Below are 26,037 nucleotides of genomic sequence, written 5' to 3' on the forward strand. Positions count from 1 at the left end.
TCAGTTGGGCAGTTTGGCAAAGTACGCCGCCGCCTTTTTTAGGAAGGCCACTTCCCCTTCCAGGCGGGCATTGTCCCGTTTGAGGCGGGCCAGTTCGGCTTGTCGGGGCTTTTGGCCTTCAAAGGGCTTGCTCGTCAAGCGGCGTTTTGTCCGCCATGAATAGGGCATTGCTTCGGCAAGCCCCAAATCCTCCGCCCTTGGGGATGCCGTCCCGATCCGTACGCCCTAATGCTTGTCCTTTAAACGGTAAGCTATATTTGTTGTGGACTACTTGGGGGCTTGTTTCTTTTCTGGTCTTCATTGTTGACCTCGGTTTTAGAGATTGCCCTTAGCCGAGTGTCCGCTAGTCCAGGGCAAGATCACCTAGTTTTTATCGACTTCTTTCATACTGAGCCTGACACGGCCTTGACGGTCAATTTCCAGGACTTTAACCCTAACGACATCGCCTTCGCTTAGTTTGTCGCTGACTTTGTCTACATGTTCATGGGAGATTTGCGAGATATGCACGAGGCCGTCTTTGCCGGGAAGGATGGTGACAAAAGCGCCAAAATCCATCAGTCTTGCGACTTTGCCTTCGTAAATTTTACCCACTTCGACATCGTCAGTGATCTCTTCGATCAGTCGGCGGGCTTCCTCGCCGGCAGCCTTATCGACGGAAGCGATCTTGACTACGCCATCGTCGGTGAGGTCGATGCTGGCACCCGTTTGCTCAGTAATGCCACGGATAGTTGCACCGCCTTTACCAATGACTTCGCGAATTTTGCTGGGGTCGATTTTAAAGCTAATGATGCGTGGAGCGAAGTCCGACATTTGCTCACGGGTAGCCGCTAAGGCTTTATTCATTTCACCAAGTATATGCAAGCGGCCTGTTTTAGCTTGAGCCAACGCCGTTTTCATGATTTCTGCGGTGATGCCGTCGATTTTGATGTCCATTTGCAGGGCGGTAATGCCGTCTGCTGAACCGGCAACTTTAAAGTCCATATCACCCAGATGGTCTTCATCACCCATGATGTCGGATAATACGGCAAATTTCGCGCCTTCTTTGATCAGGCCCATGGCAATACCTGCGACTGGCGTTTTAATGGGCACACCCGCATCCATTAAGGCGAGACTGGTGCCACAAACAGATGCCATAGAGCTTGAGCCGTTGGATTCTGTGATTTCTGATACCACCCGAAGCACATAAGGGAATTCATCCATATCCGGTAAAACGGCCAGCACTCCACGTTTGGCCAGACGTCCGTGCCCGATTTCCCGACGTTTTGGCGAGCCGACCATACCGGTTTCGCCCACACTGTAAGGAGGGAAGTTGTAGTGCAACATAAAGGGTTCTTTATATTCGCCTGCCAGGGCATCAATAATTTGTGCATCACGTTGAGTTCCCAAGGTTGCCACGACTAAGGCCTGAGTTTCACCGCGAGTGAACAGGGCGGAACCGTGGGTTCTAGGCAGGACTCCAGTGCGGATGGAAATAGGCCTGATTGAATCCAGTGCGCGGCCATCAATTCGTTTGCTGTCATTAAGAATGGCGTTGCGGACGATTTTATACTCAAGGCTTTCGAGGATGTTACGAATATTTTTTTCGGTATATTCACCCGTAGCGGTTAGTTTTTCAACAACCGCCATCCTGATTTCTTTTAGCTTGTCTTGTCTGATCAGTTTTTCGGGAATTTGGTAGGCCGCTTTGATATCGGATTCGGTGTTGGCTGCAACCAGCTTTTCAAGCTCGGCATTGGTGGCTGGAGCAGACCATTCTACTTTGCCCGTGCCAGCGGCTTTAGCAAACTCATTAATCGCATTGATGGCAACCTGCATTTGCTCGTGGCCGAAGAGTACCGAACCCAACATAATTTCTTCAGGCAGGCCTGCGGCTTCGGACTCAACCATCAGCACTGCTTGGGCAGTACCTGCAACCACCAGGTTTAATTGTGATTCCTTGAGCGTGGCGGGGGAAGGGTTAAGAAGATATTCTCCGTTTTTGTAACCTACACAGGCGGCGCCTACAGGGCCGTTAAAAGGTAATCCGGAAACCGCCAAGGCAGCAGAAGCGCCCAATAAGGCCGGTACTTCCGTATTAACTTCGGGATTCAGGGACATCACTGTTGCGACGATTTGAATTTCGTTAGTATAACCTTCAGGAAAAAGGGGACGGATTGGCCTGTCAATCAGTCGGGAAATGAGGGTTTCCTGTTCGCTGGGGCGACCCTCCCGCTTAAAAAAGCCGCCGGGAATTTTACCCGCAGCGTAGGCTTTTTCCATATAGTTGACGGTGAGTGGGAAAAAATCGCCTCCACTGGGTTCTTTTTTGCCGACGACGGTCACTAAGAGCGTAGTGCCTTCAACATCAATAATGATAGCGCCATCGGCTTGACGGGCTATTTCCCCCGTTTCTAAGGTGACGAGCCGACCGCCGTACTGAAATTGTTTCCTGACTGGATTCACTATAAGGTTCCTTATGTGTTAAAGAATGAGAAGGGCGTTCACTACAAAAAAGTGTATCGGAAACGGCCTGACTGCTTGTTTAACACAACAGCCGCTCCAAGTATGGATTATTTACGTAAACCGAGACGATCAATCAAGGAACGATAACGGTTAATATCTTTATTTTTAAGGTAATCCAGCAGCTTACGGCGCTGGTTAACCATGCGCAACAGTCCCCGGCGGGAATGATTGTCTTTTTTATGTTCGGCAAAGTGCGGCGTTAAATGCACGATATGCGCTGTCAATAAAGCGACTTGCACTTCTGGTGAACCGGTATCCGTTTCAGACTGGCGGTAGGCTTCGACAACGGCTTTCTTTTGTTCTGCGGTAAATGACATCAGTAATCCCTATTTTTAAGATTAATAAAAAATAAAGCCCTCGCCCCCTATAAATAAAACACGGGTAAGAGCCGGTAACAAACCATTTCCACGATAGGGTGTAGAAATAATTTGGGTTTTATAAGGTTCATTGTTGTTTTGAACCTAATCGTTCAGGTTGAACAATTTTTTCGGCGCTAGTTTACCATCCAAACGGATTTCTCCCAACCCTAAAAACTCAGTTGTACCGTACATGCGCACTGGGCCTCGCATGGTTTCTTCAAGGTCGAGCACTTGTCCATATTTGATAGCAGTGACTTGTTGTCCGTTCAGGTACACGGCTGGCATTGCTTGTAGGGGATCATCAACGGCAATGAGGGTAGCCAGCAACTGTTGCCCGTCCAGTTCTTGCAATTGCTCTAGCGACATGCCCTGTTCAATGCGGAATTGCCCGGCTTGAATCCTGCGTAACTCCTTGACGGTTGCGCCACAAGCCAGTTCCTGACCAATATCTTCGGCGAGTGATCGGATATAAGTCCCTTTCGAGCAATAAACTTCAAGTTCCAATGTGTCTTTTTGGACTGCCAATAACTTCAATTCAAATATCGTAATGTGCCTGGCTTTCCGTTTGACGGTTATCCCGCCCCTGGCCAATTCACACAGTTTTTTGCCATTCTGTTTCAATGCTGAATACATGGGTGGAACCTGGTCGATTGCACCGGTAAATTTTTCCAGGCTAATTTTGATGTCCTCAACTGTAAATTCAGGGACGGGTTTTGTTTCAACAATTTTGCCTTCCAGGTCGCCCGTATCCGTTCGGATGCCAAGCTGGATAATGACCTGATAGCGCTTGTTAGCATTAAGCAGCATTCCCGATATTTTTGTGGCAGCGCCAAAACATATAGGCAATAAACCCGTAGCCAAAGGATCCAGGCTCCCGGTATGTCCTGCCTTGTTGGCATTGAATAACCGTTTTACTTCCTGTAAAGCCCTGTTTGACGAGATACCCAAGCGTTTATCCAGCAGTAATATTCCGTGAATATTGCGCCCGGAATGACGTTTTTTCATAGAGTCCCGTTCACACATCCTGGTCGGTCGGGATGTCTTTATTCAGGTCGCTTGGACGCTCTGTGTTTAAATCACTTAGCAGCTCTGCAACCCGCATACCGGTATCGAATGAATCGTCATAAAAAAATTTAAGTTCGGAGATATGGCGCAAACGCATTTTTTTTGCCAAATTATGCCGGATCATGGGCGCCAATTCATTTAGCCATTTGAGGTGATTCCGTTTGCCCTGCCCGTCGGTGTTAAGCACGGTAAAGTAGATTTTGGCGGCGGCCAGATCTTTGCTCAAGACGACTTCATTGATGGTGATAAAGCCCAATCTGGAATCATCAATTTCGCGTTGCAGGATTAATGCAAGTTCTTTCTGCATTTGCGAAGATACCCGGGCGCTACGGCCAAATTCTCTGGGCATAATCTTAAAGGACGCGCTTGATTTCGGTGCGTTCAAATACTTCGATATGATCGCCCACTTTGACATCGTTATAATTTTTTACGCCGATACCGCATTCCATACCCATCTTGACTTCAGCGGCATCGTCTTTAAAGCGCCGTAAAGATTCCAGTTGGCCTTCATAAATCACCACGTTTTCGCGCAATACGCGGATCGGCAGGTTTCGTTTGACATAGCCGTCAACGACCATACAGCCGGCAATGGCGCCAAATTTCGGTGACCGGAAGACATCACGCACATCCGCAAGTCCGACGATATGTTCCTTGATTTCAGGCGCTAACATGCCGCTGATGGATTTTTTGACTTCATCGATGGCATCGTAAATGACACTGTAATAATGCAGGTCTACGCCCTTTTCTTCGATCAATCGCCTTGCGGTCGCGTCCGCCCTTACGTTGAAGCCCATCAAGATTGCCCCGGAAGCCAGCGCCAGGTTAACGTCGCCTTCATTGATACCGCCAACGCCGCCATAGACGACCTTGACTTCCACTTCTTCGTTCGACAAATCAACCAGTGAGCCACGTAAGGCTTCTAAGCTGCCCTGGACATCGGTTTTCAGCACCAGATTGACGCTCGCAATCTCACCGGCAGCCATTCTGGAGAATACTTCGTCCAGTTTTGAGGCGCTTTGGGCGGCATGTTTGCTGAAGCGTTTGCGGTCTTCACGATGTTTTGCCAAGTCTTTGGCAACACGCTCGTTTTGCACTACCAGGAATTCATCACCTGCAAAGGGTGTACCCGACAAGCCGAGGATTTCAACGGGGGCACACGGCCCAGCTTCTTTAATGGCCTTGCCGTTCTCATTGAACATGGCGCGAACCCGTCCGAATTCCTGTCCACATAAGACCATCTGACCGTTTTCCAGGGTCCCTTTTTGAATCAAGATAGTGGCCACAGCGCCACGGCCTTTGTCCAGCCTGGATTCTATGACGATACCAGAAGCCGCACCTTCGACCGGCGCTTTCAGCTCCAGGATTTCGGTTTGGACAATCAAGGCTTCGATAAGGTCATCAATGCCTTCCCCGGTTTTAGCAGAGATTTTAAGAAATTGGACATCGCCGCCCCATTCTTCGGGCATAACGTTGATATTGGCCAATTCCTGCATGACTTTTTCAGGGTTTGCATCCGCTTTGTCGATTTTATTCATTGCGACGATAATCGGCACATTTGCCGCCCTGGCGTGATCGACGGCTTCCTTGGTCTGGGGCATAACGCCATCATCAGCTGCGACAACGATAATGACCACATCAGTGACATCTGCGCCGCGGGCGCGCATTGCAGTAAAAGCGGCATGACCGGGTGTATCCAGGAAAGTGACCGAACCATGGTCAGTTTTTACCTGATAAGCGCCGATATGTTGGGTAATGCCTCCGGCTTCGCCTGCGGCTACACGCGTTTTACGGATGTAATCCAGCAACGAGGTTTTACCGTGGTCAACATGCCCCATAATGGTCACAATCGGGGCTCTTGGTATGGAGACGCGATTGTCTTCCTGTTGCGCTTCGGCGAGCAGTTCTTGTTCAAAGTCGTCATCGTTCTGCATGACGGGTTTGTGGCCCATTTCTTCCACCAGAATGGCGGCTGTTTCCTGGTCGATGCCCTGGTTGATGGTCGCCATGATGCCTAGTTTCATCAAGTGCTTGATGACCAATGCGGCCTTTACACTCATTTTTTGGGCGAGATCGGAAACAATAACCACTTCCGGTATCGTCACTTCCTTTACCATCGGGGCAACCGGCATTTCGAATTGATGTTTGCCGTCCGACTGGATGGAGCTGCGCGTCGATGGTTTGTGTTTCTTCTTCTTTCTGGAATCCCAGTTGATTGTACGTCCATCTTCATCAATCTTGCTTCTGTGCAAAGTTTCTTTTTTGCCATCCGCTTGCTGCCTGACCCGTTCGGCATTTTTTTTGATGGATTCTTCCTGGCGGCGTTCTTTTTCGTCCGGCTTCTTTTTGGATTCTTCTAATTCTTTCTGTTTTACAGGCTTTTCGTGCTTGCCTTTCTTCTCAGGTTTTATTATTAAAGCATCAAGTTCGGGATTCAAGTCAGGTTCGACTACAGTGTCCGTAGTAGCTTTTTCTGCCGCTTGCAGCCCTAATTCTGGCTCGGATACTGGGGCGGCTTTTTGCGGTTCGGTTGTTTTCGTTATTTCTTTCTCAGCAGTGGGCTCCCCGGCTAGGGCTGTCAGTTCAACACTGGCAACTTGTTCAGTTAATCCGGGCTTTTCAGGTTCTGCAGCTTCCAGTTCTTCCTTATGCTTAACATTGACATACGTTTTCTTTTTTCGGACTTCGACACTGATGGTCTTGGTGGAACTTCCAGGTACATTTGCCTGCTTGATCTCGATGACTTTCCGTCGTTCCAACGTCACGCGCCTGGGCGAGCTTTCGGCTTCTGCTGCTGGTTTTCCGTGCCGGTTACGCAAATGTACCAGCAGTTTCATTTGGTCGTCATCGCTAATCACATCATCAGGCTCACTGACAGGGAGTCCTGCTTCTTTAAGCTGCACCAATAACCGTTCCAGAGGGATTTTTACCACCCCAGCCAATTCACGTACTGTTTTATCGCTCATATACTGCTCCTTCCTATTCGCCTGACGTTCCAGCAAACCATGGCTCACGGGCTTTCATAATCAATTGTCCAGCTCGATCTTCAGTCATGTCCTTAAGCCCTAGCAGGTCGTCAACCGACTGCTCCGCTAAATCTTCCATGGTTTTAATGCCTAGTCTTGCCATTTCATGAGCCAATTCCTTATCCATGCCATCCATTTCAATCAAGTCATCTGCTGGCTCCGCCGATTCAATCTTTTCTTCAGCGGCAATGGCCTTGATAAGCAGGGCATCTTTGGCACGGTTTCTCAACTCGTTGACAAGATCTTCATCAAATCCTTCAATTTCCAGCATTTCGCTGACCGGTACGTATGCAATTTCTTCGACGGTATTGAAACCTTCTTCCACCAAAAGCATGGCAATATCGTCATCGACATCCAGTTGTTCAACAAATAGTTGCTTGATGTTAACCGCTTCAGCTTCGCTTTTTTCCTCCGCTTTTGTGGCATCAAGAACGTTGAGCTCCCATCCTGTGAGTTGGGTTGCCAAGCGTACGTTTTGGCCGCCCCTGCCTATGGCTTGGGACAGGTTTTCAGAACTGACTGCCAAATCCATGCTATGCCTGTCTTCATCCACGACGATAGACTGGATTTCGGCAGGTGCCATGGCATTGATAACAAACTGCGCTTCACTGGGATTCCAGAGAATAATGTCGATACGTTCGCCAGCCAGTTCGTTAGTGACCGACTGGACTCTTGAGCCGCGCATACCAACACAGGCTCCCACGGGATCCTGTCTGGGATCGTTACCTTTCACGGCTATTTTGGCTCGGGATCCGGGGTCGCGGGCAGCGCCCATAATCGAGATAAGACCTTCATTGACTTCAGGCACTTCCAGGCGGAACAAGGCAATCAGCAGTTCCGGCGCTGTGCGGCTTATGAAAAGCTGAGGGCCGCGGACTTCCGAGCGGACATCTTTCAAATAACCGCGAATCCTGTCGCCGTTGCGGATTGCTTCCCGGGGGATCATGTCTTCTTTTGCGATGAAAGCCTCTACATGGCCGCCCAAGTCCAGGTAAACGTTACCTTTCTCAATGCGTTTTACAATGCCAGTGATAAGCTCACCAATCCGGCTTTTATAAGCCTCTACTATTTTTTGGCGTTCAGCCTCACGGACTTTTTGGATAATGACCTGTTTCGCGGTTTGCGCGGCAATCCGGCCAAATTCAACCGATTCGATCTCTTTTTGAATCACGTCGCCGACCTGGATGTTTTTATCTTCCAAGCGGGCGGTTTCCAATAAGATTTGCGAGGCGGGAAATTCCACATCCCCATCAATCTCTGGATTGGCATCAACCACATCCCACTGCCGGTAGGTGACATAATTCCCGATTTTTCTGTCTATGATGACGCGAACCTTGATTTGATTGGTATGGCGTTTGATCGTAGCCGCTTCTAATGCTGACTCAATCGCTTCAAAGACAATTTCCTTGTCAATATCTTTTTCATTAGAAAATACCTCGGCTACCAATAAAATCTCTTTATTTGCCATTGCGTCCTCCTTTTTCAATTAAATAGTCAGGAACCAAACGCGCTTTGCTCATCGCGACGAAGGGAACCTCAAAAACTTGGCCTACTTCACGAAGTGTAATAATATCGTCCACAACCTTGTCAATTACGCCGGTAATTTTTTTCCGGCCAGCGATGGATTGGTACAAATTTACCAAAACGGCGCTGCCGATAAATTGTTCGAACTGATGTGCATAAAAAAATGGCCTGTCCGCGCCGGGCGAGGAAACTTCCAATTGGTAGTTGCCTTGAATCGGATCTTCTACATCCAAGACGCCACTGATTTGGTGGCTGACCTTAGAGCAATCATCCACCAAAATGCCATTGGCGCTGTCGATATAAATCCTGAGCAAGCCATGCTTGGGTTGCGGATGATATTCAATCCCGACACACTCATACCCCAAACCTTCTACAATTGGTTCGATCAAATTTACCAAATGCTCAGGAGCCCGCTTCATTCGTTCCTCATTAATTTTCGCACATAAAAAAAGAGCCGACGGCTCTTCCATTAACAACCTGCCACTAAGCTCCCCTATCCGAAGCCCCAAAATAAAAAACCCCAAAGTGGGGCTTTCTTATTTTTATTGGTAGCGGGGGCAGGATTTGAACCTACGACCTTCGGGTTATGAGCCCGACGAGCTACCAAGCTGCTCCACCCCGCGATTAAGAGGGATAATTATAAAGATTTTGCCAGAATTAGCAATTTTTAATTAGCCCTGATACAAAGAAAGCTTGCTTTCTATTCCCAAGTTTAAGCTGGGGCAGTGTGCCCTGATTCGGGTATTGGGTAGTTACAATGTATCCCATCATACACCGCAATGGGTTAATGATGGCTTAGTGTTTGGCCATACAGACCACTAGAGTATGATGGTAGCTAGAATGCCTTGTTTCTACCAAATAAAACCAATACCCATTTGATTTTAATGGTAGTCACTGTATCTTGTGCATAGTCTGTTGGGCAAAAATCCACTCCATAACCATCAATCCTCAACGTTTTCATAAAGCATAACCAAGAACAGTCATTGAGATGGGCATCATTTTCAGGGAATACGTCCGGGTTGTCTGGCAAAAGAAAGGGTATTTTTTATTGGCCTTATTGGCACTCGCCAGCGCCACTGCCCTGGATTTGCTGGCACCGACTTATTATAAAAATATCGCTAATGGTCTCGCGAAATCTTATTCTGAGGCAACATTAAGGACTTTGCTCGACAACCTAAAACAACTCGGCCTGGTTTATGCTGGCATTTGGTTCTCGTGGCGTTTTCTTGAACTGGCGATTGTGCCTTTGGACGGAGGTGGCGTTAATCTTTTGGAAAAACGCTGCTTCGAGGTCCTAAAGAAGCAAAAATACACTTTTTTTGAGAATAATTTTTCGGGCAGCTTAATCAAACAGGCCAGCCGTTTCTCACGTTCCTTTGAAATCATCATGGACTGGTTTTTATTCCAGTTTTATATGAATCTCCTGGCGGTTTCCATTTCATTCAGCATTTTTTATCAGCATCAACGCCAGTTTGCATTGTATTTCCTGACCTGGGTAGCCCTGCTCATCACCTGGAATATTGTTTATTCAATCTGGAAAATGCGTTTTGACCAGGCGGTAGCAGAGGGCGACAGCAAAGTCGGCGGCGTATATTCGGATGCCATCAGCAATATTTTCATCGTGAAAACCTTCGCACTGGAAAATTACGAACAAAACCGTGTTAATAGCACGTCTAATGAGGTCTATCGTAGGAAAAAAATCGCCTGGCTGTTGACCTACATTTCCTTTGCCGTGCAAGGAGTGATGACTTTTGGTATGGAGTTGCTGCTTATCTATTTGATGATCGAAAAATGGCAAGCGGGCCGTTTTGAAGTCGGCGAGTTCGTCTTATTCCAATCTATCATGATTATGCTGATTCAGCGCTTATGGGAATTTGGGCGCTATTTCAGGAATTTTTTCACCGCACTGGCCGATGCCTCGGAAATGGCGGAAATATTTCGCCGGGACGAGTTGGAACGGAATGCCCCTAATGCCAAGTCCATCACGATATCCCAGGGGGCAATTCGCTTGGACAACATCAGTTTTTCTTACAATGAATTTAACCCCCACCAAACCCGGCTTTTTGAAAATTTTAATCTGGACATTAAAGCGGGCGAAAAAATCGCCCTGGTCGGGCAATCCGGCTCAGGAAAATCGACCTTAACCAAACTGCTGTTCCGGTTTCTCGATCCCCAACAAGGCCGCGTTAGCTTTGATGGGGTTGATGCCAAAACTTTTATGCTGGAATCGTTAAGGAAACAAATCTCCATGGTCCCCCAGCAGCCTGATTTGTTCCATCGTTCCGTCAGGGACAATATCGCACTGGGCGAAGACATTTCCGAGGCTGATCTTGTTGAAGTCGCTAAAAAATCATGTAGCCTGGATTTTATCAACGGCTTGCCTGAAAAGTTCGACACGATGGTGGGTGAGCGCGGAGTCAAGTTGTCCGGCGGCGAAAAGCAGCGTATCGCCATTGCCAGGGCATTTCTGGAAGACGCGCCCATCGTGGTGCTGGACGAAGCAACCAGCGCCTTAGATTCACTGACCGAGCAACAGATACAAGTCGCCATTTTCAATCTAATCAAACACAAAACTGCCATCGTCATTGCCCATAGGCTCTCCACCATCCTGAAAATGGATCGCATCGTGGTGCTGGAATACGGAAAAATCATAGAGGAAGGGACGCATCAACAATTGCTGAATAAACAAGGGAAATACTACGCCATGTGGCAGCATCAGAGTGGAGGGTTTTTGGTTGATTGAGAGGTTATTGCTCAACTTGAAGCCACGTTTAATTTCCAATTTTTTTGCTTAAATTGCTTAAAAAAAATATTTTTAGAGAAGGTGAAGACAAATAAGGGCAAGATCAAACGCGTCTTTGACCATAAAGCCTTCACCGAACAACATGTCCGGCATTGGCAAATCGAGCAATGCCATCGTGCTATGTAAGCAAGTATGCAACATCTGATGTTTTCAAGTCCGCAGTATATGGTCAATAAAAAATCATCTTTTTGCCGCGATTTGTGGTTTCGTCCAATTGCAAAAACTCAGTTTCGCGGCGGTGATCAACAATTGCCAAAGCGTACGAGGGAATCTACTCAAAGACGTGATCGCTTCGTATATTGGGACTGTCATGCCGAATATGGCCCATTTGAACCCAGGATTCCACCCTGTCGTCAATGCGTGACTTCTATCTTCACATTAAGTAATAGTGTGCAACTGTTTTTAAAAGCCGTCATTCCGGCAGGGATTGGCGGAGAGGATTCCCTATCCTCTTCCGCACTTCCTCCATCCATGGAGGTCGCCGGAATCCAGGCTCCATGGATGGCTAGGAGTGCTTGCCGTCCATGGCACTGGATACCCGCTTCTCGGCGGGTATGACGCACTTTTTTGCTTCAGTTGCTAATCAAGTCCTCTAATTCAGATTTTAAATCAGTTGTTCATTTTTATAAGCAATCCCAACACATTTGATGCTATTTTGTTTAATTATCGCTTTTGCTTACCTATAATTGGCCTAAACTTGTCAATAAACTTTTATCAATATAAGTGGGTTAGATTCAAATGATTTCAAAATTGATTACTCTGGGTTTATTTTATGCCCACAACACTTAGCTTGCAGTTAAGTTAACCCGCGTTTGGATGAAGTTGTAAGATGATGCGAATGTTTTACAAAAACGATAACAGGCAGTCAAACCTAATGTTAAGCAAGCCCGACGATATCGCCCGAATGTCCAGCGCAGAGCTGCAAAAACTGCTGTTTGAGTTTCAAGCCCGTCAACTCGAACTCGAAATACAGAATCAGGAACTTCGGGCCACACTTGGTTGCCATGAGCATTTGTTTGAAAAATCCCCCATCGGCTGTTTGACGCTTGATAGGGAAGGCGCTGTCCAAAGCATCAATAATACCGCAATCAATTTGCTCGGCTATGCTAAGCAAGACATTGATGGTGCTTTTTTGGCCGATCATGTCCACCCGTCCGATAAAACGGCTTACGATCGCTATCTTGAAAAGCTCGCGGACACACTGACCACACAAGCATTAACCCTTAAACTTAATCGGTCAAACGGCAAAATTATTGATGTAGAGTGCCGTGGTTCTGCCGGTATCACGGACGATAAACAAACGCTGATTTGTCTGGTACTCAACGACATTACTGAGCACAAACAAAGCGAAAAAAAACTTTCTGGCCTCATAGAACAACTTGAAAACAAAATTACCAAAAAATCCGGCCATCTGACCAAAAGCAACCGGATTTTAAAAAAAACGATCGATGAGCTTAATTATTCGAGGCACCAATTGCTCGAACGGGAAGCCAAGCTCAATTCCATCCTGAATGCCTCGATTGAAGGCATTATTGTCATTGATACAGTTGGCACTATCGTCTCGGTAAATGCAGCGGTCGAAAATATTTTCGGTTATAGCGCCGAGGAACTCATCGGTTACAGCGTTAATCAATTAATGCCGATATCCATACGAAAAAAGCATGATAATTACCTTCGAAAATACCTGCACATCTTTATATCCAAGACTATCGGACAAATTCGTGAAGTTGAAGGATTGCATAAAGACGGCTCTCTAGTGCCCTTGGACATGACTATTGCTGAATTCCCACTGGATGGTGCACAGTACTATAGCGGCATTGTCCGCGATGTCAGCGCACGAAAACTTCAAGAACGGCAAGAAAAAGAACACCTGGAAAAGCTCGCCCACGTTACTCGTCTTGGGCTTATGGGTGAGATGGCTTCGGGTATCGCCCATGAAGTCAACCAACCACTATCCGCAGTCGTCAACTATACCCAAGTCTGCCTCCGTTTTATCCAAAATGAAAATCCGGACTTGGAAAAAATCGGCGAAATAATGCACAAAGCCAATCAACAGGCGCTCAAAGCGGGTCAGATCATCCACAGCATGCGGGAGTTTGTCAAACCCAGGAAAATTCACCGTTCCACCGTAGACATCAATGCACTAATCTACGATGCGATCAGTATATTCGAGTCCGACTTTAAGCAACATTTGGTCGCAATGCTTTTTGACCTGACCAAAAATCTGCCACATGTGTATATCGACCAGGTGCAAATAGAGCAAGTCATCCTGAACTTGGTCAAGAACAGTATTGATGCCCTTAAAGAACTACCTCAATTTACTCAGCGGCAACTGTCCATCGAAACCAGTTTAGATGACTTAAACTATGTGGTTGTCAGGGTCAAAGATAACGGCTCCGGATTAACGCCCCTTCAACGGGAAAAAATACTGACGCCTTTTTTCACCACCAAAGTTTCCGGCATGGGTATGGGCTTGTCAATCAGCCGATCATTGGTCGAAGCCCACCATGGTACCTTGCATTTCAACAGTAAGGAGGATAAAGGTACCACATTCTATTTTACGCTACCTACGGAGATACCTGCTAATGCCCGAAACAAAGCCTAAAACCCTGGTTTATTTGGTTGATGATGATTTTTCTGTACGGGATTCGTTAAGCCTGCTAATAGAATCAACCGGTCAAGCTGTAAGATGTTTTGAATCCGCCGATGGCTTCTTGAATGATTACGATCCTGCACAAGCCGGTTGTCTGGTTCTCGATGTCAGGATGCCAAGCATGGGTGGGCTGGAACTCCAGGAAGAAATGACGAGAAGGGACTTCGCCATTCCTATTATCTTTATCAGTGGTCATGCTGACGTTCCCGATTCATCAAAGGCTTTCAGGGCGGGCGCTATTGACTATCTGGAAAAACCATTTGATAGCGAAACCTTATTGACCCGCATACAAGAAGGCATCCAAAAAGACTTGGACACACGGGTTTATCAAACTGAAAAACGCAATTTAAACAAACGCTTGGGTAAATTAACTCCCCGGGAGCATGAAGTCCTGATTCTGGTCGTCAAAGGCTTTTCCAACAAAGAAGCTGCCAAACTCCTGAAGGTCAGCTACCGCACCATCGATGTGCACAGGGCCAAAATTATGGAAAAAATGGAAGCCGAAGACCTGTCAGAATTAACCGTAATGGCTATGCATTGCGGACTAATGTGATTTTTAAGGCATAACGCACTTTGCCCTGCAATTACGGGGTTGTCATTGTTGAACCCCAGTGCAAAAGCCTGCTGCTGGATGATTTATTTACTGCCTTACAGGATCTTTTTTTTACATTCTCTCCTCCGGGTTTGTTCGATAAAGCGTCTAATCAAATGGTCTATATTGAATTGCATTAATACACCATATTTTTTCTCCTTCAGGAGTATCAACAAAAACTTCATCATCAACAGATTTCCCAATCAGTGCTGTTGCCGTCGGTGAGTTTATACTAATCGCATTTTTATGGGGATCGAACTCATCTGATCCAACTATTCGGTAATGGACTATTTCAGCTAACTCATTTTCAAGTTCAACCCAAGCACCAAAGAACACTTTTCCTTCTTGCTGGGGCGAATATTCAACGATCCGCAATACTTCCAGTCGTTTTCTCAGAAAACGAATTCGCCTATCAATTTCCCTTAATCGTCGTTTCCCCTCTTTATACTCGGCATTTTCTGAACGGTCGCCCTGTGCTGCGGCCTCTGTAACGGATTGGGTTACCGCCCTGCGTTCTATTCGCCAAAGGTTCTCAAGTTCGATTTCTAATTTTGTCCTTCCCTCACGGGTAATCAGGTCATTTCTAGGTGTCATCTTAATATAAATTTTGTCTTGCGAGTCAGTTCAGCTAATAATGCTGGTTATTATGCAGATTCTGCATAGGAGAACATTAATATTCGAAGACTGGGCTTATAAAAAATGGCGTTTATTGCCATTTAACAAGTCGTCATTTTAGCGTTATCATGACATCCATAACAATAACTATGACCCATCGGAGTTTGAACATGGCAACACCCTTAATACAATTGGCCCTAGATTCATTGGATTTTGAGCAAACCATGAATCTCGCTGAAAAAACCGCGCCGTTCATCGATATTTTTGAAATCGGCACACCCTGCATAAAACACAATGGCGTTGATCTGGTTAAGGCGTTACGGGGCAAATTTCCCGACAAGCTTATTTTGGTTGACCTGAAAACCATGGATGCCGGTGAATATGAAGCCGCGCCCTTCTACTCGGCTGGAGCGGATATTTGCACCGTGCTGGGCGTATCGGGACTGGCAACCATAGCGGGTGTTGTCAAAACCGCTGCGGCACATGGTGCAGAAGCGCAAGTCGATTTGATCAATGTGCCCAACAAACGGGAATGTGCTAAGGAAGCCGCCCAATTGGGTGCTCGGATTATTGGTGTACACACCGGGCTGGATGCCCAGGTTGCAGGACAAACGCCCTATGCCGACTTGCAGGATGTCGCCAGTTTAGGCTTGGATATCAGGATATCCGTAGCTGGCGGTATCAATGCTTCCACCGTTCAACAGGTGATGGAGTCCGGAGCGGACATTATTGTTGTCGGCGCAGCCATTTATGGTGCGCCCTGCCCTGCTGATGCCGCCCGCACCATACGCCGCATAGCCGACGGCAAAACCACGCACCGGCACATGATCCTCGATAAAATTTCCAGCATTCTCTCCGCAACAGAAAATAGTTATTACGAGAAATTGACGGATATGCTGGATAACGCATCACGCATCTTTGTTGCTGGTGCAGGGCGTTCCGGTTTGGTTTGTAAATTTTTCGCCATGCGGCTCGTCCATAGCGGCTACGACACCAGCGTGGTCGGTGAAGTCGTCACCCCCAGCATCAAAACCGGCGATTTGTTAGTTGTCATATCAGGTTCCGGCGAAACCGAGCAGCTTATCGCCTTCACCAAACGCGCCAAAGCAGAAGGCGGCAAGATTCTGTTGATTTCATCAAAAGCCAGTTCGACCATAGGCGACATGGCGGATGCCGTCTTCCAGATTGGCCGCACCGAGCAATACGGCAAAGTTGTCGGAATGCCGATGGGCACGGTCTTTGAATTGTCAACCTTATCGTTCCTGGAATCGGCAATTTCCCATATTATTCATGAAAAAGGCATTGCTGAAGAAGTCATGCGCTCAAGGCATGCTAATTTGGAATAAGCCCTTAAATTCATCGCGATGAATTTAACACTGCTTAGGCGAGCACCTCATCACGTAATAAGGGCTGTCGTAGAATCTTTTAGGCTGTATAAGTTCTTTCTTACCCTGAATATCTGGATAAGGGATTGGGTCATTCTCCCAGGTTGGTACTGGTGGCAACTCCCAACCATTTATGTCCCCGTAATAGGCAATCTTTCCTGATTTACAGGGTTCAATAATTTTTTCAATCAGTCTAGTTCTACCCCTTATCTCATCACTATTCGGAAAAGTCGCCAAACCTAATCCTCGGCAATACATCCCAAAAATAGTTATTGTTGGTCCTGCCATAAAACCATGTGCGTAATTGCCCAGATTATCCCAGCCTGGATTGAACGTCCCCACGATTAAAGTTGTCGGCTCAAAATCAATCTGTTCAAGATTCAAGTCGCTTGCAAATTTGTGGATACACGCCATGAGGTGTCAAGCAATTCCAATGGTTATTTGCAGCAAAGCTTTAGCATCATGACTGCTTAAATCTCAGCGCTGATTTAATACGTTGCACAGGTTCGCTTGCCAACAGGCTTTTAAACCACGATTTCACAGATACAATTTTGATTTTGATATTTACGTAGATTGCGCTGGTTTTTATTTTGAGGATCTGTGCCAGCAACCACTCATAACAGAATTTAAACCACGCGAACGTCATTAATTTGTCCTGGGCAATCCGAAATACCCAAAAAGTGAAAGCGGCGATAGGGATTTTTCCGGCATAGACTACCGTAGCTAAAAGTACCTGACCTTCCGCCAATAAGCCTATCGATATCACGCCCAATAATTCAACGGCGGCAAACAATGCCAGGAAACAGGTTAACAAAGCATAACGGTTGAGCCTAAGAATTAAAATCTCGAGCTTTTGGAGTATCTTAAGCCCGTGGATAAACCCGTAGATGGGTTCGGCGATCCGTTCCCAAACCAGCTCTTCCAAAACCAGATAGATAAAGACCAATACCGTCAACAGGGCATTGATAACTTTAAGATAAAGATTTTTGAACATGGATTTTCCCTGTACGTGACAAAAAGGGCAGCAGCGATGCCTTAGGTTTAGAGATAGGTTAAGGCATATCTCCTGATTATGGAATCAGTAAGACAAGGAAAATAGTGGGGCGTGAAAAAGGCGAACTCGTATTTAATCCCGTAGATTGACGACGGGACCAGTAGCGACTAAGGCGAAAAGGCCGAAGCTGTAATTCAATTTACATATCCATCTAAGGTAGGGGAAATCCCTTGTGGTTGCCCCAATGTTACTTAGACCAATGGGCAGGCACAAGGCCTGCCCCTACGGTAACCGTATGCCGGAATGATAGCAACATCAATCTTACGGCGTGTCTTCAAGCCCATCCAACAATTCAATCAAACGCGTTACGCCTTGCAACAGTATGCCGCCGACACCCAAGGCAAACCACACCCCAATCACAAATCCCCAATGGATCGGCGCAGCAAAAAATTCTTCCCTAAACCAGAACGTATGTCCCCACTCATTGAAGCCGACACTGACCAAGATCATGAACGGCCCAAATACCGCCAGCGTCAACGGTAGCGAAATGCCCTTGGCATAAAGCGGTAGTCGGGTTCGGGCGTATAACCAGGCGCAACCGCCCAGGATGATATAGAGCGGAAAATTGAAATAAAACTCGATGATGTGATTGGCAGTAAAAGGAGTGTCACGGATAGCGACCTGATGCCAGGAGTTATCCTGTTCGGCGAAATAACTACCCGCCCAGTACACCGCAAAGGTGTAGATACTAATCCACATGGTGAGGGTAAAGTATCGGCGAATTTCCTCCTTAGGTTCAAGCGTGTCCAGGTTCCTATCCCTGGAAAACCATAAATACCCCCATGCTCCGGTTGCGAAGAAGAAAATGATCCCTAATTCTATGTAAAACAGCCGCATCCAGTAGATTTCGAAAGCCGGTTCGGTGGAATCCAGGCCTGTTGAAACGGCGAATGCGCCTTGATAAATGCGTAGTCCCATATAGATGACGGTCAGTATGGCAAAGCCTGACAGGTATCTGGGTAAATCTTTCAAATACCAGGGCGGCATTTTTTTCTGTTCTGTCATTACAGTTATTTGTTCAGTTGATGTAGCCATGATGGTGTCCTCTTGAGATTAATTGAATTTTGGAATCACTGCTGCGGTGATGCTGGAGATATAACGCTCACCTGCGCCGTCGTAGAAAAACAACAAGCCGCCGATCCGGCTGTCGGCATCGTTAATCAGGCCGTCCAGCCTTTCGGATTCCCATAACGCATCCTTGGCGCTAATCGTCATCGTGCGTTGTTCGCCGGGTTGTATGGGTGCGGCATTATCCAGGCTCAAGCCTTCAGGCGCTTCCCCAGTTTCTGAGTGTCCTTGATCCGGCGTCGGCACATCCTTGTTGAAAAATCGCACATTGCCGGTAGCGAACTCGCCTATTTGTATCGGCTTATCACTGCCATTCTTGATTTTTAAGCTAAAAGTCATGGTTCTCTCCGGTACACGGTATTCAGCCTTTACTGTTTCGACATCGACCACTCCGGCATTGACCTGGGCGGAGAGCGGCAGAATTTGGTCTAGCGAGGCTTGCAATGGAATCGCTTTCGGATATTGGCTAACTGTCATTGAATAAGATACAAACACTAGCAAAGGAACGCCGATCAACAGGGCTTTTCCGATTAAACGGTCAGTTGGAGTGACCAGCTCATTTTCCAAGCCCGCTTGCAGCATTCGGTAACGGGCAATAAATAAGGGCCGACGCACCCACCAAAGCAGCCAAGCCGTTGCCAGTAAACCCCAGAAACTGTGCCAGAAGATGCCGTTACCCAGGCCGTATGTTTCCATATTGACCATCTCTCCGTTGATGGTTTGGATGTCATTGGTAAAATCCGCTGCATTTCCGGCAACTTCCAGCCACACACCAGGCCCCATCACTTGACCCGTATCCTTTAGGTTAAAGAAGGGATGGATGTGATAACGCCCCGGCAAGCGTCCTTTCAGCACAATCTTGAAGTCGTAATCGCCGCCCGGTTGCAGTGCCACAGAATTCATGAAAGGTTTACCGTTTAAATAACGTTCGGTCCTGATCAGGACCGGGCCAGGAGTCGATATGTTCAAAAAGGCCGCTTCCGGTTTGGGTACGCTGGCAGGCCAATCCTCGGCCACATGAAATTTGCCGCTAACGCTGATTTCTTCATTGACATTAAATTTTTGTTTAGACCATTGCACGTCATACCACTGGATCGTGCGCATTCTGATAAACGGCTCTAAGGCCTTTTCTCCATGAGCCATGACGGGTTGGATATTGAGCATGTACACCGAAAGGATTAACCCTAGGAACATTAAGCACTTTAGGAGTTTCTGATTATGTCCTTCGATAGACAAAGTGCGAACGGTAACTGTTTGATTCCGTTCGTTTACTGATACTGTTTTCATAAAATAGTCCTCCTTTAGATGTTGCTAAGGTAACGTGTCGTTGCAAACCACTTCCCGATGTACCACCATAAGGTATACATCAGCGTGCATAACAAGGCCGAGCAGAATGCCGAGAGCGGCGTCGCATATTGACCGTAGGTGCGCAATGTCCCGCGTTCAATGATGCGCAAATATTCCGGCATGCCGGTGCGGATGTACTGGAAGCCGAACAGGTCAGCGACCGTCAATTGTGCATTACCGTACTCAACGGGTACATGAAACATGCCAAATATAGGCCAGTTACAGGGGTAGAATAGCAAGGCGAAGGCCGATCCTCCGAAAATCGCAGTGATCGTCAGGCTGTTGCTCAGCATCAGAATTGCGTCCAGGACGAGCGCACTTGGCAGCATGGTAGAAGGCAGCACCATGTTAATAGGAAAATAATTCCAATAGTGATAAGCGAAGATTCGGGCTATCCAGGTGCCTATCGATAAGGACGCGACACACAAGGTAGCGCCCAGCGGCAGACGAAATTTTCCCCACAAGACGGCTTGCACCGCCGCCGGAAAAGTAATGCCCATCAGCGGCGTGACCAATGGCCACCACTGCCTGTCCTTCCAATCCACCCAGAAATCCCAGTCGCCGACGGTCAGTGCAAAGTGAAGATGAAAGGAACCGATAAACAGAAAGAGAGCCAATACCAGGATGAGGTAATCGAAAGAGCGGCTAATCCGCGCTTTCTCACCGGTATAGGGTAGAAAAGGTTGTTTTGATATAATTGAAGACATACACATGCTCCTGATTTATGAGTCTTGAAAAAGACTTAGCCTCTAAGTGTCCAATGTAGTATTGGAATATTGGCGTGTTATATAGGGCCAGTCTCGAACAGTTAGTAACTATAAGGAGACGGTTTACAGCCTACTACGGCATAACGACACACTTAGGTAAGACTTTAATTTAGAAAAGCTTCGTTGTTAAATGGTTAAATTTCATGTATCCATTGATAGGATTCATAGTCATGCCCATTTTTACTAGGAATCATTAATGCAATGAAAAACACCTGTCTACTGCTCTAAAAAATACAATAATGTCTAATTTAAGAACGTTTGACCTGAATCTACTGGTGGCCTTCGATGTATTGATGCGGGAATTAAATGTCACCCGTGCAGCGGAACAGATGTTTATAACCCAATCGGCCATGAGCCATGTTTTGCACAGGTTGCGTCAACAATTGGATGATGCTCTGCTGGTTAAAACCCCGACTGGCATGAAGCCGACGGAACGGGCGCTCGCCTTGATTGAACCGGTCAGGGCCTTATTGACTGAGATGGAACAACTCATTCAGCCACCCTCGGAATTTGATGTTGGCACCAGTCAGCGGAGGTTTGTCCTTGCCGCCACGGATTATATGGAATTTCTGTTAATCCCTGAGTTATCGGGATTGATCGAGCAAACGGCACCCGGCATTGACATTCATGTTAAACGCACCGAGTCATCATTCCCGGTCGCACAACTGGAAAACGGTAGTCTCGATGTCGTGCTCGGTTTCGAATCTGTGTTAAATGCCCCCGCTCATTTATGTTGTCAAAAATTATTTGATGACCAAATGGTCTGTGTTGTCAGGCAAAATCATCCCATGATACGCAATGCACCATCGCTGGAAGACTATATAGCTGTCCCGCACATACTAATATCCTGGAAAGGAACCCCGGCGGGAATCATCGATCAATACTTGCTGGAACTGGGGCTGGAACGACGGATCAAGTTAATTGTCCCCAACTTTTTGTCCGCACCGTTAATCGTTGCCCAAACGGACATGATATTATCGCTACCGTATAAAATTGCTGAACGGTTTACGAAGTTCGTGCCACTAGAAATATTCCCGGTTCCTATCAAACTTCCGGCCTACGATTTAGTAATGATATGGCATCCCTTGCGAGATAAGGATCCAGCCCATCTTTGGCTACGAGATAAAATCCTAACGATAGGCCGTAATATTGATGGCTTATAGGTGGAGCTTCAAAGAAATTCCCAATTATTCCACAGGACATAAATATCTACACAAGTGTCCGCCCCTTCTCCCTTGATGGACGACCGCCAGGGATGGCGGAAGTGCGGTAGCAGGTATGGAACCTGCGCCGCTAAGGTTGGGATGAGGGGGGACTGTAAACAATTGACTTAACGCCCCGCCAATCCCGCAGCCAAGGATTTTACCTGTATCAGATAAAAAGGCGGTTTGGCTTTCAACACCCCGCCATTAAGCGTTGCGGACTGATGCAACCGATTGACAACCGCAACTAATTGCCCCGCAGGGCCAAAACTAAACGAATCCACCCACGACAGGTCAGCACTCTCGGCTAAACGCCGATATTTTCTATCTGACGAAATAACGCCAATGGCGTTTTCTGCCAATTCCCCCAGATAGATGTTGTTATCCTTGTCTATCGTTATGCCGTCCGAAATGGGTTTGTCGCCATAGCGTTGAACGCGGTTCGCTAAGTCCTTGGCAGCCAGTTTTTCATCCGCCAGATCGTCCGCCTTTATCCGGTAGAGGCTGTGGCCGTACATAGCACCGAAATATACCCATTCGTTGTTCAAGTCTTCGGTAATCGGATTGACCCCGATATGAGGGCGATTGAGTTTCCCGGATTTATCCTTAATCTGAACCGGAACCTTATCAATAATCAGATCGACATTTTCAGGGATCACGCTGGCATGTCCCTCAAGCACACGCCTCGCCGTTCCTGTGTTCAGGTTAACGACAATCAGTGCGGCATTTACGCCACCCGCCGGATCGCTGATAAAGATATGATTACGGCGGGTATCGACGGCAAAATCGTTAACAAACGTATCTTTGGGCGTTATCGGCGTGGGTAGATTGATGACCTGATGGAGCTTATCGGTCTTGGTGTCCCACCCAACCAACTTAGGGGTTACACCGCTACGCATCCCGATATCCAGCATCCAAACGATACCGTTGGCAGACCGGATACCTAGTACAGAATCGAGTTTCAGCTGCGATTTTGAATCCGCATCCACTAATTCCTTATTCGGAAACGGCACCAGCATCTTGTCCTTATACTCAACCACCGTGTATTTCGGTTGATAAAACGGGTGCATACTCATTATGATTCGGCCATTATCCATCACGGTCACATTGCCTGGCCCGCTATTGAGTTTGGCTATGATGTCGAAATTTGATCCTGCATTCGCCGAAACTTCGAATGCAAACAACAATAAAATGGCTGTAAATTTACCGAGAATATTCATAAATAGCTCCCACAAGAAGATTCATTGAAAACATTACTCTATCCAATCAGGGCTGTTAAATGATCTTTATTCATGGAGGTATTGATAAATTTTGTGGGGATAGCCCCGCATCTGAACCACTGACATCATCACGCCATATCGCAGGATATGCAGCAAATCCAAACATCATGCTACTATTCCCTATCCGTTTGGATTGTGTCGTTCGAGCCGATATGCCGTGAGGATGAGGCTTAGCGATAGTTACCTGCAAACTATTTATCGGGAGGGTCATACATGTTGATTAACTGCGTCGCCTATCAGGAAGGGAAAAAGCTCAAGGATATTTTAATTGAGGAAATCAGCGATTATCTGGCTATACCCGGCTGCTTTGTCTGGGTTGCCTTACTGGATGCCGAGCTGTCTGAACTGGAAAAAATGCGCGAGGAATTTGATCTGCACCCTCTTGCCGTTGAAGATGCCTGGCACAGCCATCAACGTCCGAAGATAGACGAATACGGCGATTCGGTATTTGCAGTGATGCAATTGGTGAAATTGGATGGCGACGAACTGACCGTCGGCGAAGTCGATGTTTTTGTCGGGTTGAACTATGTGCTCTCGGTGCGTAACCGCAGCAAAGACGACTTTCTCGGTGTGCGTGCGCGTTGCGAGCGCGAACCGCATTTATTAAGCCAGGGCGCAGGCTTCGTATTCTATGCGCTGATGGATGCGGTCGTCGACCGTTATTTCCCCGTACTGGATGCGCTGGAAACCGAACTTGAAAATATTGAAGAGCATATTTTCGTAAAAGGCTCAGCGCGTTCCAATATTGAACGCCTGTATGAGCTCAAGCGTAAAGTCATGATACTTAAGCATGCGGTCGCCCTCTTGATGGAAGATGCAGGCAAACTGTACAGGGGACGTGTGCCGAGGGTCTGTGCAAATTCCCAGGAATATTTCCGCGATGTGTTCGATCATCTCAACCATATCAATGCCTCGATAGACACCATACGCGACACCATAGGCACGGCGATTCAGGTCAACCTGTCGATGGTGACCATCGAGGAAAGCGAGGTCACCAAACGGCTCGCCGCCTGGGCCGGTATATTCGCCGTCGCAACGGCGCTCGTCGGAGTCTGGGGCATGAACTTCGATGTCATGCCGGAATTACGCATGAAATACGGTTATCCGGCGGCACTGTCTGCCATCGCCCTGGTCTGCGGTATTCTTTATCGGCAGTTTAAGAAGGCGGGGTGGCTTTAGCCAAACAAAACAGCATCATTAATTTGGTTCAATCGCTTTCAAGATATGGATATCATATGACGGTCTTGCCACTGTTCAGCGGTTCGCGGTTAAACCAGTCATTTGGTCGTACCAAGCGCGTAGACGGATACGTACAGCCCTGAATCCTTCCAGCAGCGGCCCTCGGTCATAGTTAATGATGACCATAAGGCTGTTGCGGGGGGTATCCTGTACACTCATGGGTTTTACACTGTGATAGCTGGCGGGCGTAACAGCGAAGGCGTATCCGGTGTTTGGCGCAAATAGCATGGCGCGCGCTTCGCGGTAATTTCCGTCTGGGTTTTTCTCATGAAACAAGGTGCCGAGGTGAATCTGCGATTCATCAGCGGGAAGATAATACTGAATTGTTATGGCTTTGCGCGGTGAATCTGGATGGATAGAAATTTTGTAACCCTTCAAATCGCGGAATAGCGTGTAATGGGGACGGAATTTGATCGCTGAAATCAGCCTACCCGTGACAGTTTCTATTGTAGGCTTGAATTTGTTGCGCCAAGCTTCTGCAACCTCTTTTGAGTCGAGACCGGTTAGCACTTGGTTCCAATACTCGCGCTGCACGTTAGGCAAGCGCGCTATATTTGCCCTATTCAACGGGAATTGTAGTCGCGCACTTTGTCCGTCGGCCATCATGGCATCGCTGTGCTTTAACTCGCGGTAGTAGCGGTTGACAGGCAACAAGTTTAACATCATTTCGTAAATTTCATTTGGGTAGGCATTAGTTAACGCCACATGATCAAAAGGGAATGAGTCAAGCGGCGTGTTGTTAATCACCCCCACGAGATGTTCGCTTATCTGCTTTGCTGTTGTCATTAAGGGGTCTTGGGTAGAAGCCACTTGTCTAAGCATTATGTCGAGTGTATGTAACAGTGCTGTGCCAACAGAACCAAGCTGACTGCAGCCTTCAAAGTTATGTTTAGTATCGCAATGTACGGACGTGTATTATTCACATTTCTAAACTTATTTCAATGCTGATTTTAGAACTTGGCTTAAGCCGGGTGGGCAGGTTTTTTTACCCACTGTTTTCAGCATCGGAAGTTTACAACGCCGAAAGTATGAATCCTTCATGAGGCGGGCAGAAAAGCGTTGCCCCGCATTTGCATCACAGCATTTGTTCCGGGTGTGTGCGGGCAGCATGTTAACTCCTTACCAAGCTGTGGGATGCGGGATTTTGTATCGGCGGTTTAAGAAGGCGGGGTGGCAATAGCCATACAATTTTATTCTAACCATTAAGGCTGTTAAGGAAGCCGACGATAGCCAATCCAAGCTCATGCGCCATATTCGCTGGTACCGCATTGCCAATCTGCTTGTATTGTGCCGTCAACGGGCCAGCAAATAGCCAATCATCTGGGAAAGTTTGTATGCGGGCGTATTCCCTTACGGTAAAAGGCCGGGTTTCTTCGGGATGGCAACGTTCAGTTTGTTTTTGTGCGGGCGCGCAGGTTAAGGTCAGGCTAGACTCATTCCAACTCATCCGCCGTGCCATGCCTGTTTTACCCCCGCTTAGGTAAAAACTTTTTTTCATATAGTGTTTTTGCACCTCTAAAGGCAGGTCACGCCAGTAACCGCCCTCTGGTACTAGTTCC

25 protein-coding genes, 1 tRNA gene and 1 pseudogene are annotated in these 26,037 nt (G+C 47.2%); 7 read left to right on the top strand and 20 right to left on the bottom strand.

Annotation, left to right across the window (positions count from 1 at the left end):
* The 10 genes from ACLQ6D_RS04915 to ACLQ6D_RS04960 form a co-directional block, all read right to left on the bottom strand.
* Entirely contained in the window at positions 1–138 is a 138-nt protein-coding gene (locus ACLQ6D_RS04915; protein ID WP_411726172.1) for a hypothetical protein, read from the bottom strand.
* Positions 119–301, bottom strand: coding sequence for a hypothetical protein (locus tag ACLQ6D_RS04920; protein ID WP_411726173.1), 183 nt, complete (start codon positions 299–301; stop codon positions 119–121). The genes ACLQ6D_RS04915 and ACLQ6D_RS04920 overlap by 20 nt, the downstream gene beginning before the upstream one ends.
* 62 nt (positions 302–363) lie before the next feature.
* Positions 364–2,442 (bottom strand): polyribonucleotide nucleotidyltransferase, encoded by a 2,079-nt coding sequence (gene pnp / locus ACLQ6D_RS04925; RefSeq protein WP_411726174.1) that lies wholly within the window; start codon positions 2,440–2,442, stop codon positions 364–366.
* A gap of 107 nt (positions 2,443–2,549) precedes the next feature.
* Positions 2,550–2,819, bottom strand: a complete 270-nt coding sequence (gene rpsO, locus ACLQ6D_RS04930) for a 30S ribosomal protein S15 (protein WP_411726175.1) — start codon at positions 2,817–2,819, stop codon at positions 2,550–2,552.
* Between the two features lie 144 nt (positions 2,820–2,963).
* On the bottom strand, positions 2,964–3,866 hold the full coding sequence (gene truB / locus ACLQ6D_RS04935; RefSeq protein WP_411726176.1) for a tRNA pseudouridine(55) synthase TruB: 903 nt from the start codon (positions 3,864–3,866) through the stop codon (positions 2,964–2,966).
* Between the two features lie 10 nt (positions 3,867–3,876).
* Positions 3,877–4,275: a 30S ribosome-binding factor RbfA gene (gene rbfA / locus ACLQ6D_RS04940; protein ID WP_411726177.1), complete on the bottom strand. Its 399-nt coding sequence runs from the start codon at positions 4,273–4,275 to the stop codon at positions 3,877–3,879.
* Positions 4,276–4,279: 4 nt separating this feature from the next.
* On the bottom strand, positions 4,280–6,889 hold the full coding sequence (infB, locus tag ACLQ6D_RS04945; RefSeq protein ID WP_411726178.1) for a translation initiation factor IF-2: 2,610 nt from the start codon (positions 6,887–6,889) through the stop codon (positions 4,280–4,282).
* A 13-nt stretch (positions 6,890–6,902) separates the two neighbouring features.
* A complete protein-coding gene (gene nusA, locus ACLQ6D_RS04950) occupies positions 6,903–8,417 on the bottom strand; it encodes a transcription termination factor NusA (RefSeq protein WP_411726179.1) in 1,515 nt (504 codons plus the stop codon).
* Entirely contained in the window at positions 8,407–8,892 is a 486-nt protein-coding gene (rimP, locus tag ACLQ6D_RS04955) for a ribosome maturation factor RimP (RefSeq protein WP_411726180.1), read from the bottom strand. The genes nusA and rimP overlap by 11 nt, the downstream gene beginning before the upstream one ends.
* A gap of 127 nt (positions 8,893–9,019) precedes the next feature.
* Positions 9,020–9,096: transfer RNA gene (locus ACLQ6D_RS04960), tRNA-Met, on the bottom strand.
* Between the two features lie 365 nt (positions 9,097–9,461).
* Between ACLQ6D_RS04960 and ACLQ6D_RS04965 the strand changes: the two genes are divergently transcribed.
* Both ACLQ6D_RS04965 and ACLQ6D_RS04970 read left to right on the top strand, forming a co-directional pair.
* A complete protein-coding gene (locus ACLQ6D_RS04965) occupies positions 9,462–11,216 on the top strand; it encodes an ABC transporter ATP-binding protein (RefSeq protein WP_411726181.1) in 1,755 nt (584 codons plus the stop codon).
* 141 nt (positions 11,217–11,357) lie between these two features.
* Positions 11,358–11,503: pseudogene (locus ACLQ6D_RS04970) on the top strand (IS701 family transposase); the annotation flags it as partial.
* Between the two features lie 126 nt (positions 11,504–11,629).
* On the opposite strand, the gene ACLQ6D_RS04975 reads toward ACLQ6D_RS04970, so the two are convergent.
* Complete coding sequence (locus ACLQ6D_RS04975) at positions 11,630–11,839, bottom strand: hypothetical protein (RefSeq protein ID WP_411726182.1); 210 nt, start codon at positions 11,837–11,839, stop codon at positions 11,630–11,632.
* Between the two features lie 311 nt (positions 11,840–12,150).
* Here ACLQ6D_RS04975 and ACLQ6D_RS04980 point away from each other — a divergent pair, with 311 nt between their 5' ends.
* Positions 12,151–13,881 carry a PAS domain S-box protein gene (locus tag ACLQ6D_RS04980; RefSeq protein ID WP_411726183.1) on the top strand — a complete coding sequence of 577 codons (1,731 nt, stop codon included), beginning with the start codon at positions 12,151–12,153 and terminating at the stop codon, positions 13,879–13,881.
* The gene (locus ACLQ6D_RS04985) at positions 13,862–14,482 is read left to right on the top strand and encodes a response regulator transcription factor (protein ID WP_411726184.1); all 621 of its coding nucleotides are present in this window, start codon (positions 13,862–13,864) and stop codon (positions 14,480–14,482) included. The genes ACLQ6D_RS04980 and ACLQ6D_RS04985 overlap by 20 nt, the downstream gene beginning before the upstream one ends.
* A gap of 147 nt (positions 14,483–14,629) precedes the next feature.
* On the opposite strand, the gene greB is transcribed toward ACLQ6D_RS04985, so the two are convergent.
* Positions 14,630–15,115 (bottom strand): transcription elongation factor GreB, encoded by a 486-nt coding sequence (gene greB / locus ACLQ6D_RS04990; protein ID WP_411726185.1) that lies wholly within the window; start codon positions 15,113–15,115, stop codon positions 14,630–14,632.
* Positions 15,116–15,306: 191 nt separating this feature from the next.
* Between greB and hxlAB the strand changes: the two genes are divergently transcribed.
* The gene (gene hxlAB / locus ACLQ6D_RS04995; protein ID WP_411726186.1) at positions 15,307–16,482 is read left to right on the top strand and encodes a bifunctional 3-hexulose-6-phosphate synthase/6-phospho-3-hexuloisomerase; all 1,176 of its coding nucleotides are present in this window, start codon (positions 15,307–15,309) and stop codon (positions 16,480–16,482) included.
* A gap of 24 nt (positions 16,483–16,506) precedes the next feature.
* Here hxlAB and ACLQ6D_RS05000 read toward each other — a convergent pair whose 3' ends face one another.
* The 5 genes from ACLQ6D_RS05000 to amoA form a co-directional block, all read right to left on the bottom strand.
* Complete coding sequence (locus ACLQ6D_RS05000) at positions 16,507–16,935, bottom strand: hypothetical protein (protein WP_411726187.1); 429 nt, start codon at positions 16,933–16,935, stop codon at positions 16,507–16,509.
* Positions 16,936–16,981: 46 nt separating this feature from the next.
* Positions 16,982–17,515: a hypothetical protein gene (locus ACLQ6D_RS05005; RefSeq protein WP_411726188.1), complete on the bottom strand. Its 534-nt coding sequence runs from the start codon at positions 17,513–17,515 to the stop codon at positions 16,982–16,984.
* Between the two features lie 321 nt (positions 17,516–17,836).
* Positions 17,837–18,610 carry a bacterial ammonia monooxygenase, subunit AmoC gene (amoC, locus tag ACLQ6D_RS05010; protein WP_411726189.1) on the bottom strand — a complete coding sequence of 258 codons (774 nt, stop codon included), beginning with the start codon at positions 18,608–18,610 and terminating at the stop codon, positions 17,837–17,839.
* Between the two features lie 18 nt (positions 18,611–18,628).
* Positions 18,629–19,930 (bottom strand): bacterial ammonia monooxygenase, subunit AmoB, encoded by a 1,302-nt coding sequence (gene amoB, locus ACLQ6D_RS05015; protein ID WP_411726190.1) that lies wholly within the window; start codon positions 19,928–19,930, stop codon positions 18,629–18,631.
* A 14-nt stretch (positions 19,931–19,944) separates the two neighbouring features.
* Positions 19,945–20,697: a bacterial ammonia monooxygenase, subunit AmoA gene (amoA, locus tag ACLQ6D_RS05020; RefSeq protein WP_411726191.1), complete on the bottom strand. Its 753-nt coding sequence runs from the start codon at positions 20,695–20,697 to the stop codon at positions 19,945–19,947.
* Positions 20,698–20,996: 299 nt separating this feature from the next.
* On the opposite strand from amoA, the gene ACLQ6D_RS05025 reads away from it, so the two are divergent.
* On the top strand, positions 20,997–21,920 hold the full coding sequence (locus ACLQ6D_RS05025; protein WP_411726192.1) for a LysR family transcriptional regulator: 924 nt from the start codon (positions 20,997–20,999) through the stop codon (positions 21,918–21,920).
* A gap of 167 nt (positions 21,921–22,087) precedes the next feature.
* Here the strand turns inward: ACLQ6D_RS05025 and ACLQ6D_RS05030 are convergent, their stop codons facing one another.
* Positions 22,088–23,179, bottom strand: coding sequence for an L-dopachrome tautomerase-related protein (locus ACLQ6D_RS05030; protein WP_411726193.1), 1,092 nt, complete (start codon positions 23,177–23,179; stop codon positions 22,088–22,090).
* Between the two features lie 273 nt (positions 23,180–23,452).
* Between ACLQ6D_RS05030 and ACLQ6D_RS05035 the strand changes: the two genes are divergently transcribed.
* Positions 23,453–24,418, top strand: coding sequence for a magnesium and cobalt transport protein CorA (locus ACLQ6D_RS05035; protein ID WP_411726194.1), 966 nt, complete (start codon positions 23,453–23,455; stop codon positions 24,416–24,418).
* Positions 24,419–24,493: 75 nt separating this feature from the next.
* Here the strand turns inward: ACLQ6D_RS05035 and ACLQ6D_RS05040 are convergent, their stop codons facing one another.
* Entirely contained in the window at positions 24,494–25,300 is an 807-nt protein-coding gene (locus tag ACLQ6D_RS05040; protein WP_411726195.1) for a hypothetical protein, read from the bottom strand.
* 373 nt (positions 25,301–25,673) lie between these two features.
* A partial coding sequence (locus ACLQ6D_RS05045) for a DNA cytosine methyltransferase (protein WP_411726196.1) occupies positions 25,674–26,037 on the bottom strand: 364 nt, incomplete at its 5' end.

It is taken from the genome of Methyloglobulus sp., assembly GCF_046714055.1.
In the GTDB taxonomy this organism is placed as follows: domain Bacteria; phylum Pseudomonadota; class Gammaproteobacteria; order Methylococcales; family Methylomonadaceae; genus Methyloglobulus.

Coding starts and splice junctions, on each gene's coding strand:
- ACLQ6D_RS04920 (WP_411726173.1), bottom strand. CDS start 301: ATGAAGACCAGAAAAGAAACAAGCCCCCAAGTAGTCCACAACAAATAT.
- rpsO (WP_411726175.1), bottom strand. CDS start 2,819: ATGTCATTTACCGCAGAACAAAAGAAAGCCGTTGTCGAAGCCTACCGC.
- truB (WP_411726176.1), bottom strand. CDS start 3,866: ATGAAAAAACGTCATTCCGGGCGCAATATTCACGGAATATTACTGCTG.
- rbfA (WP_411726177.1), bottom strand. CDS start 4,275: ATGCCCAGAGAATTTGGCCGTAGCGCCCGGGTATCTTCGCAAATGCAG.
- infB (WP_411726178.1), bottom strand. CDS start 6,889: ATGAGCGATAAAACAGTACGTGAATTGGCTGGGGTGGTAAAAATCCCT.
- nusA (WP_411726179.1), bottom strand. CDS start 8,417: ATGGCAAATAAAGAGATTTTATTGGTAGCCGAGGTATTTTCTAATGAA.
- rimP (WP_411726180.1), bottom strand. CDS start 8,892: ATGAAGCGGGCTCCTGAGCATTTGGTAAATTTGATCGAACCAATTGTA.
- ACLQ6D_RS04965 (WP_411726181.1), top strand. CDS start 9,462: ATGGGCATCATTTTCAGGGAATACGTCCGGGTTGTCTGGCAAAAGAAA.
- ACLQ6D_RS04980 (WP_411726183.1), top strand. CDS start 12,151: ATGTTAAGCAAGCCCGACGATATCGCCCGAATGTCCAGCGCAGAGCTG.
- ACLQ6D_RS04985 (WP_411726184.1), top strand. CDS start 13,862: ATGCCCGAAACAAAGCCTAAAACCCTGGTTTATTTGGTTGATGATGAT.
- greB (WP_411726185.1), bottom strand. CDS start 15,115: ATGACACCTAGAAATGACCTGATTACCCGTGAGGGAAGGACAAAATTA.
- hxlAB (WP_411726186.1), top strand. CDS start 15,307: ATGGCAACACCCTTAATACAATTGGCCCTAGATTCATTGGATTTTGAG.
- ACLQ6D_RS05000 (WP_411726187.1), bottom strand. CDS start 16,935: ATGGCGTGTATCCACAAATTTGCAAGCGACTTGAATCTTGAACAGATT.
- ACLQ6D_RS05005 (WP_411726188.1), bottom strand. CDS start 17,515: ATGTTCAAAAATCTTTATCTTAAAGTTATCAATGCCCTGTTGACGGTA.
- amoC (WP_411726189.1), bottom strand. CDS start 18,610: ATGGCTACATCAACTGAACAAATAACTGTAATGACAGAACAGAAAAAA.
- amoB (WP_411726190.1), bottom strand. CDS start 19,930: ATGAAAACAGTATCAGTAAACGAACGGAATCAAACAGTTACCGTTCGC.
- amoA (WP_411726191.1), bottom strand. CDS start 20,697: ATGTCTTCAATTATATCAAAACAACCTTTTCTACCCTATACCGGTGAG.
- ACLQ6D_RS05025 (WP_411726192.1), top strand. CDS start 20,997: ATGTCTAATTTAAGAACGTTTGACCTGAATCTACTGGTGGCCTTCGAT.
- ACLQ6D_RS05030 (WP_411726193.1), bottom strand. CDS start 23,179: ATGAATATTCTCGGTAAATTTACAGCCATTTTATTGTTGTTTGCATTC.
- ACLQ6D_RS05035 (WP_411726194.1), top strand. CDS start 23,453: ATGTTGATTAACTGCGTCGCCTATCAGGAAGGGAAAAAGCTCAAGGAT.
- ACLQ6D_RS05040 (WP_411726195.1), bottom strand. CDS start 25,300: ATGCTTAGACAAGTGGCTTCTACCCAAGACCCCTTAATGACAACAGCA.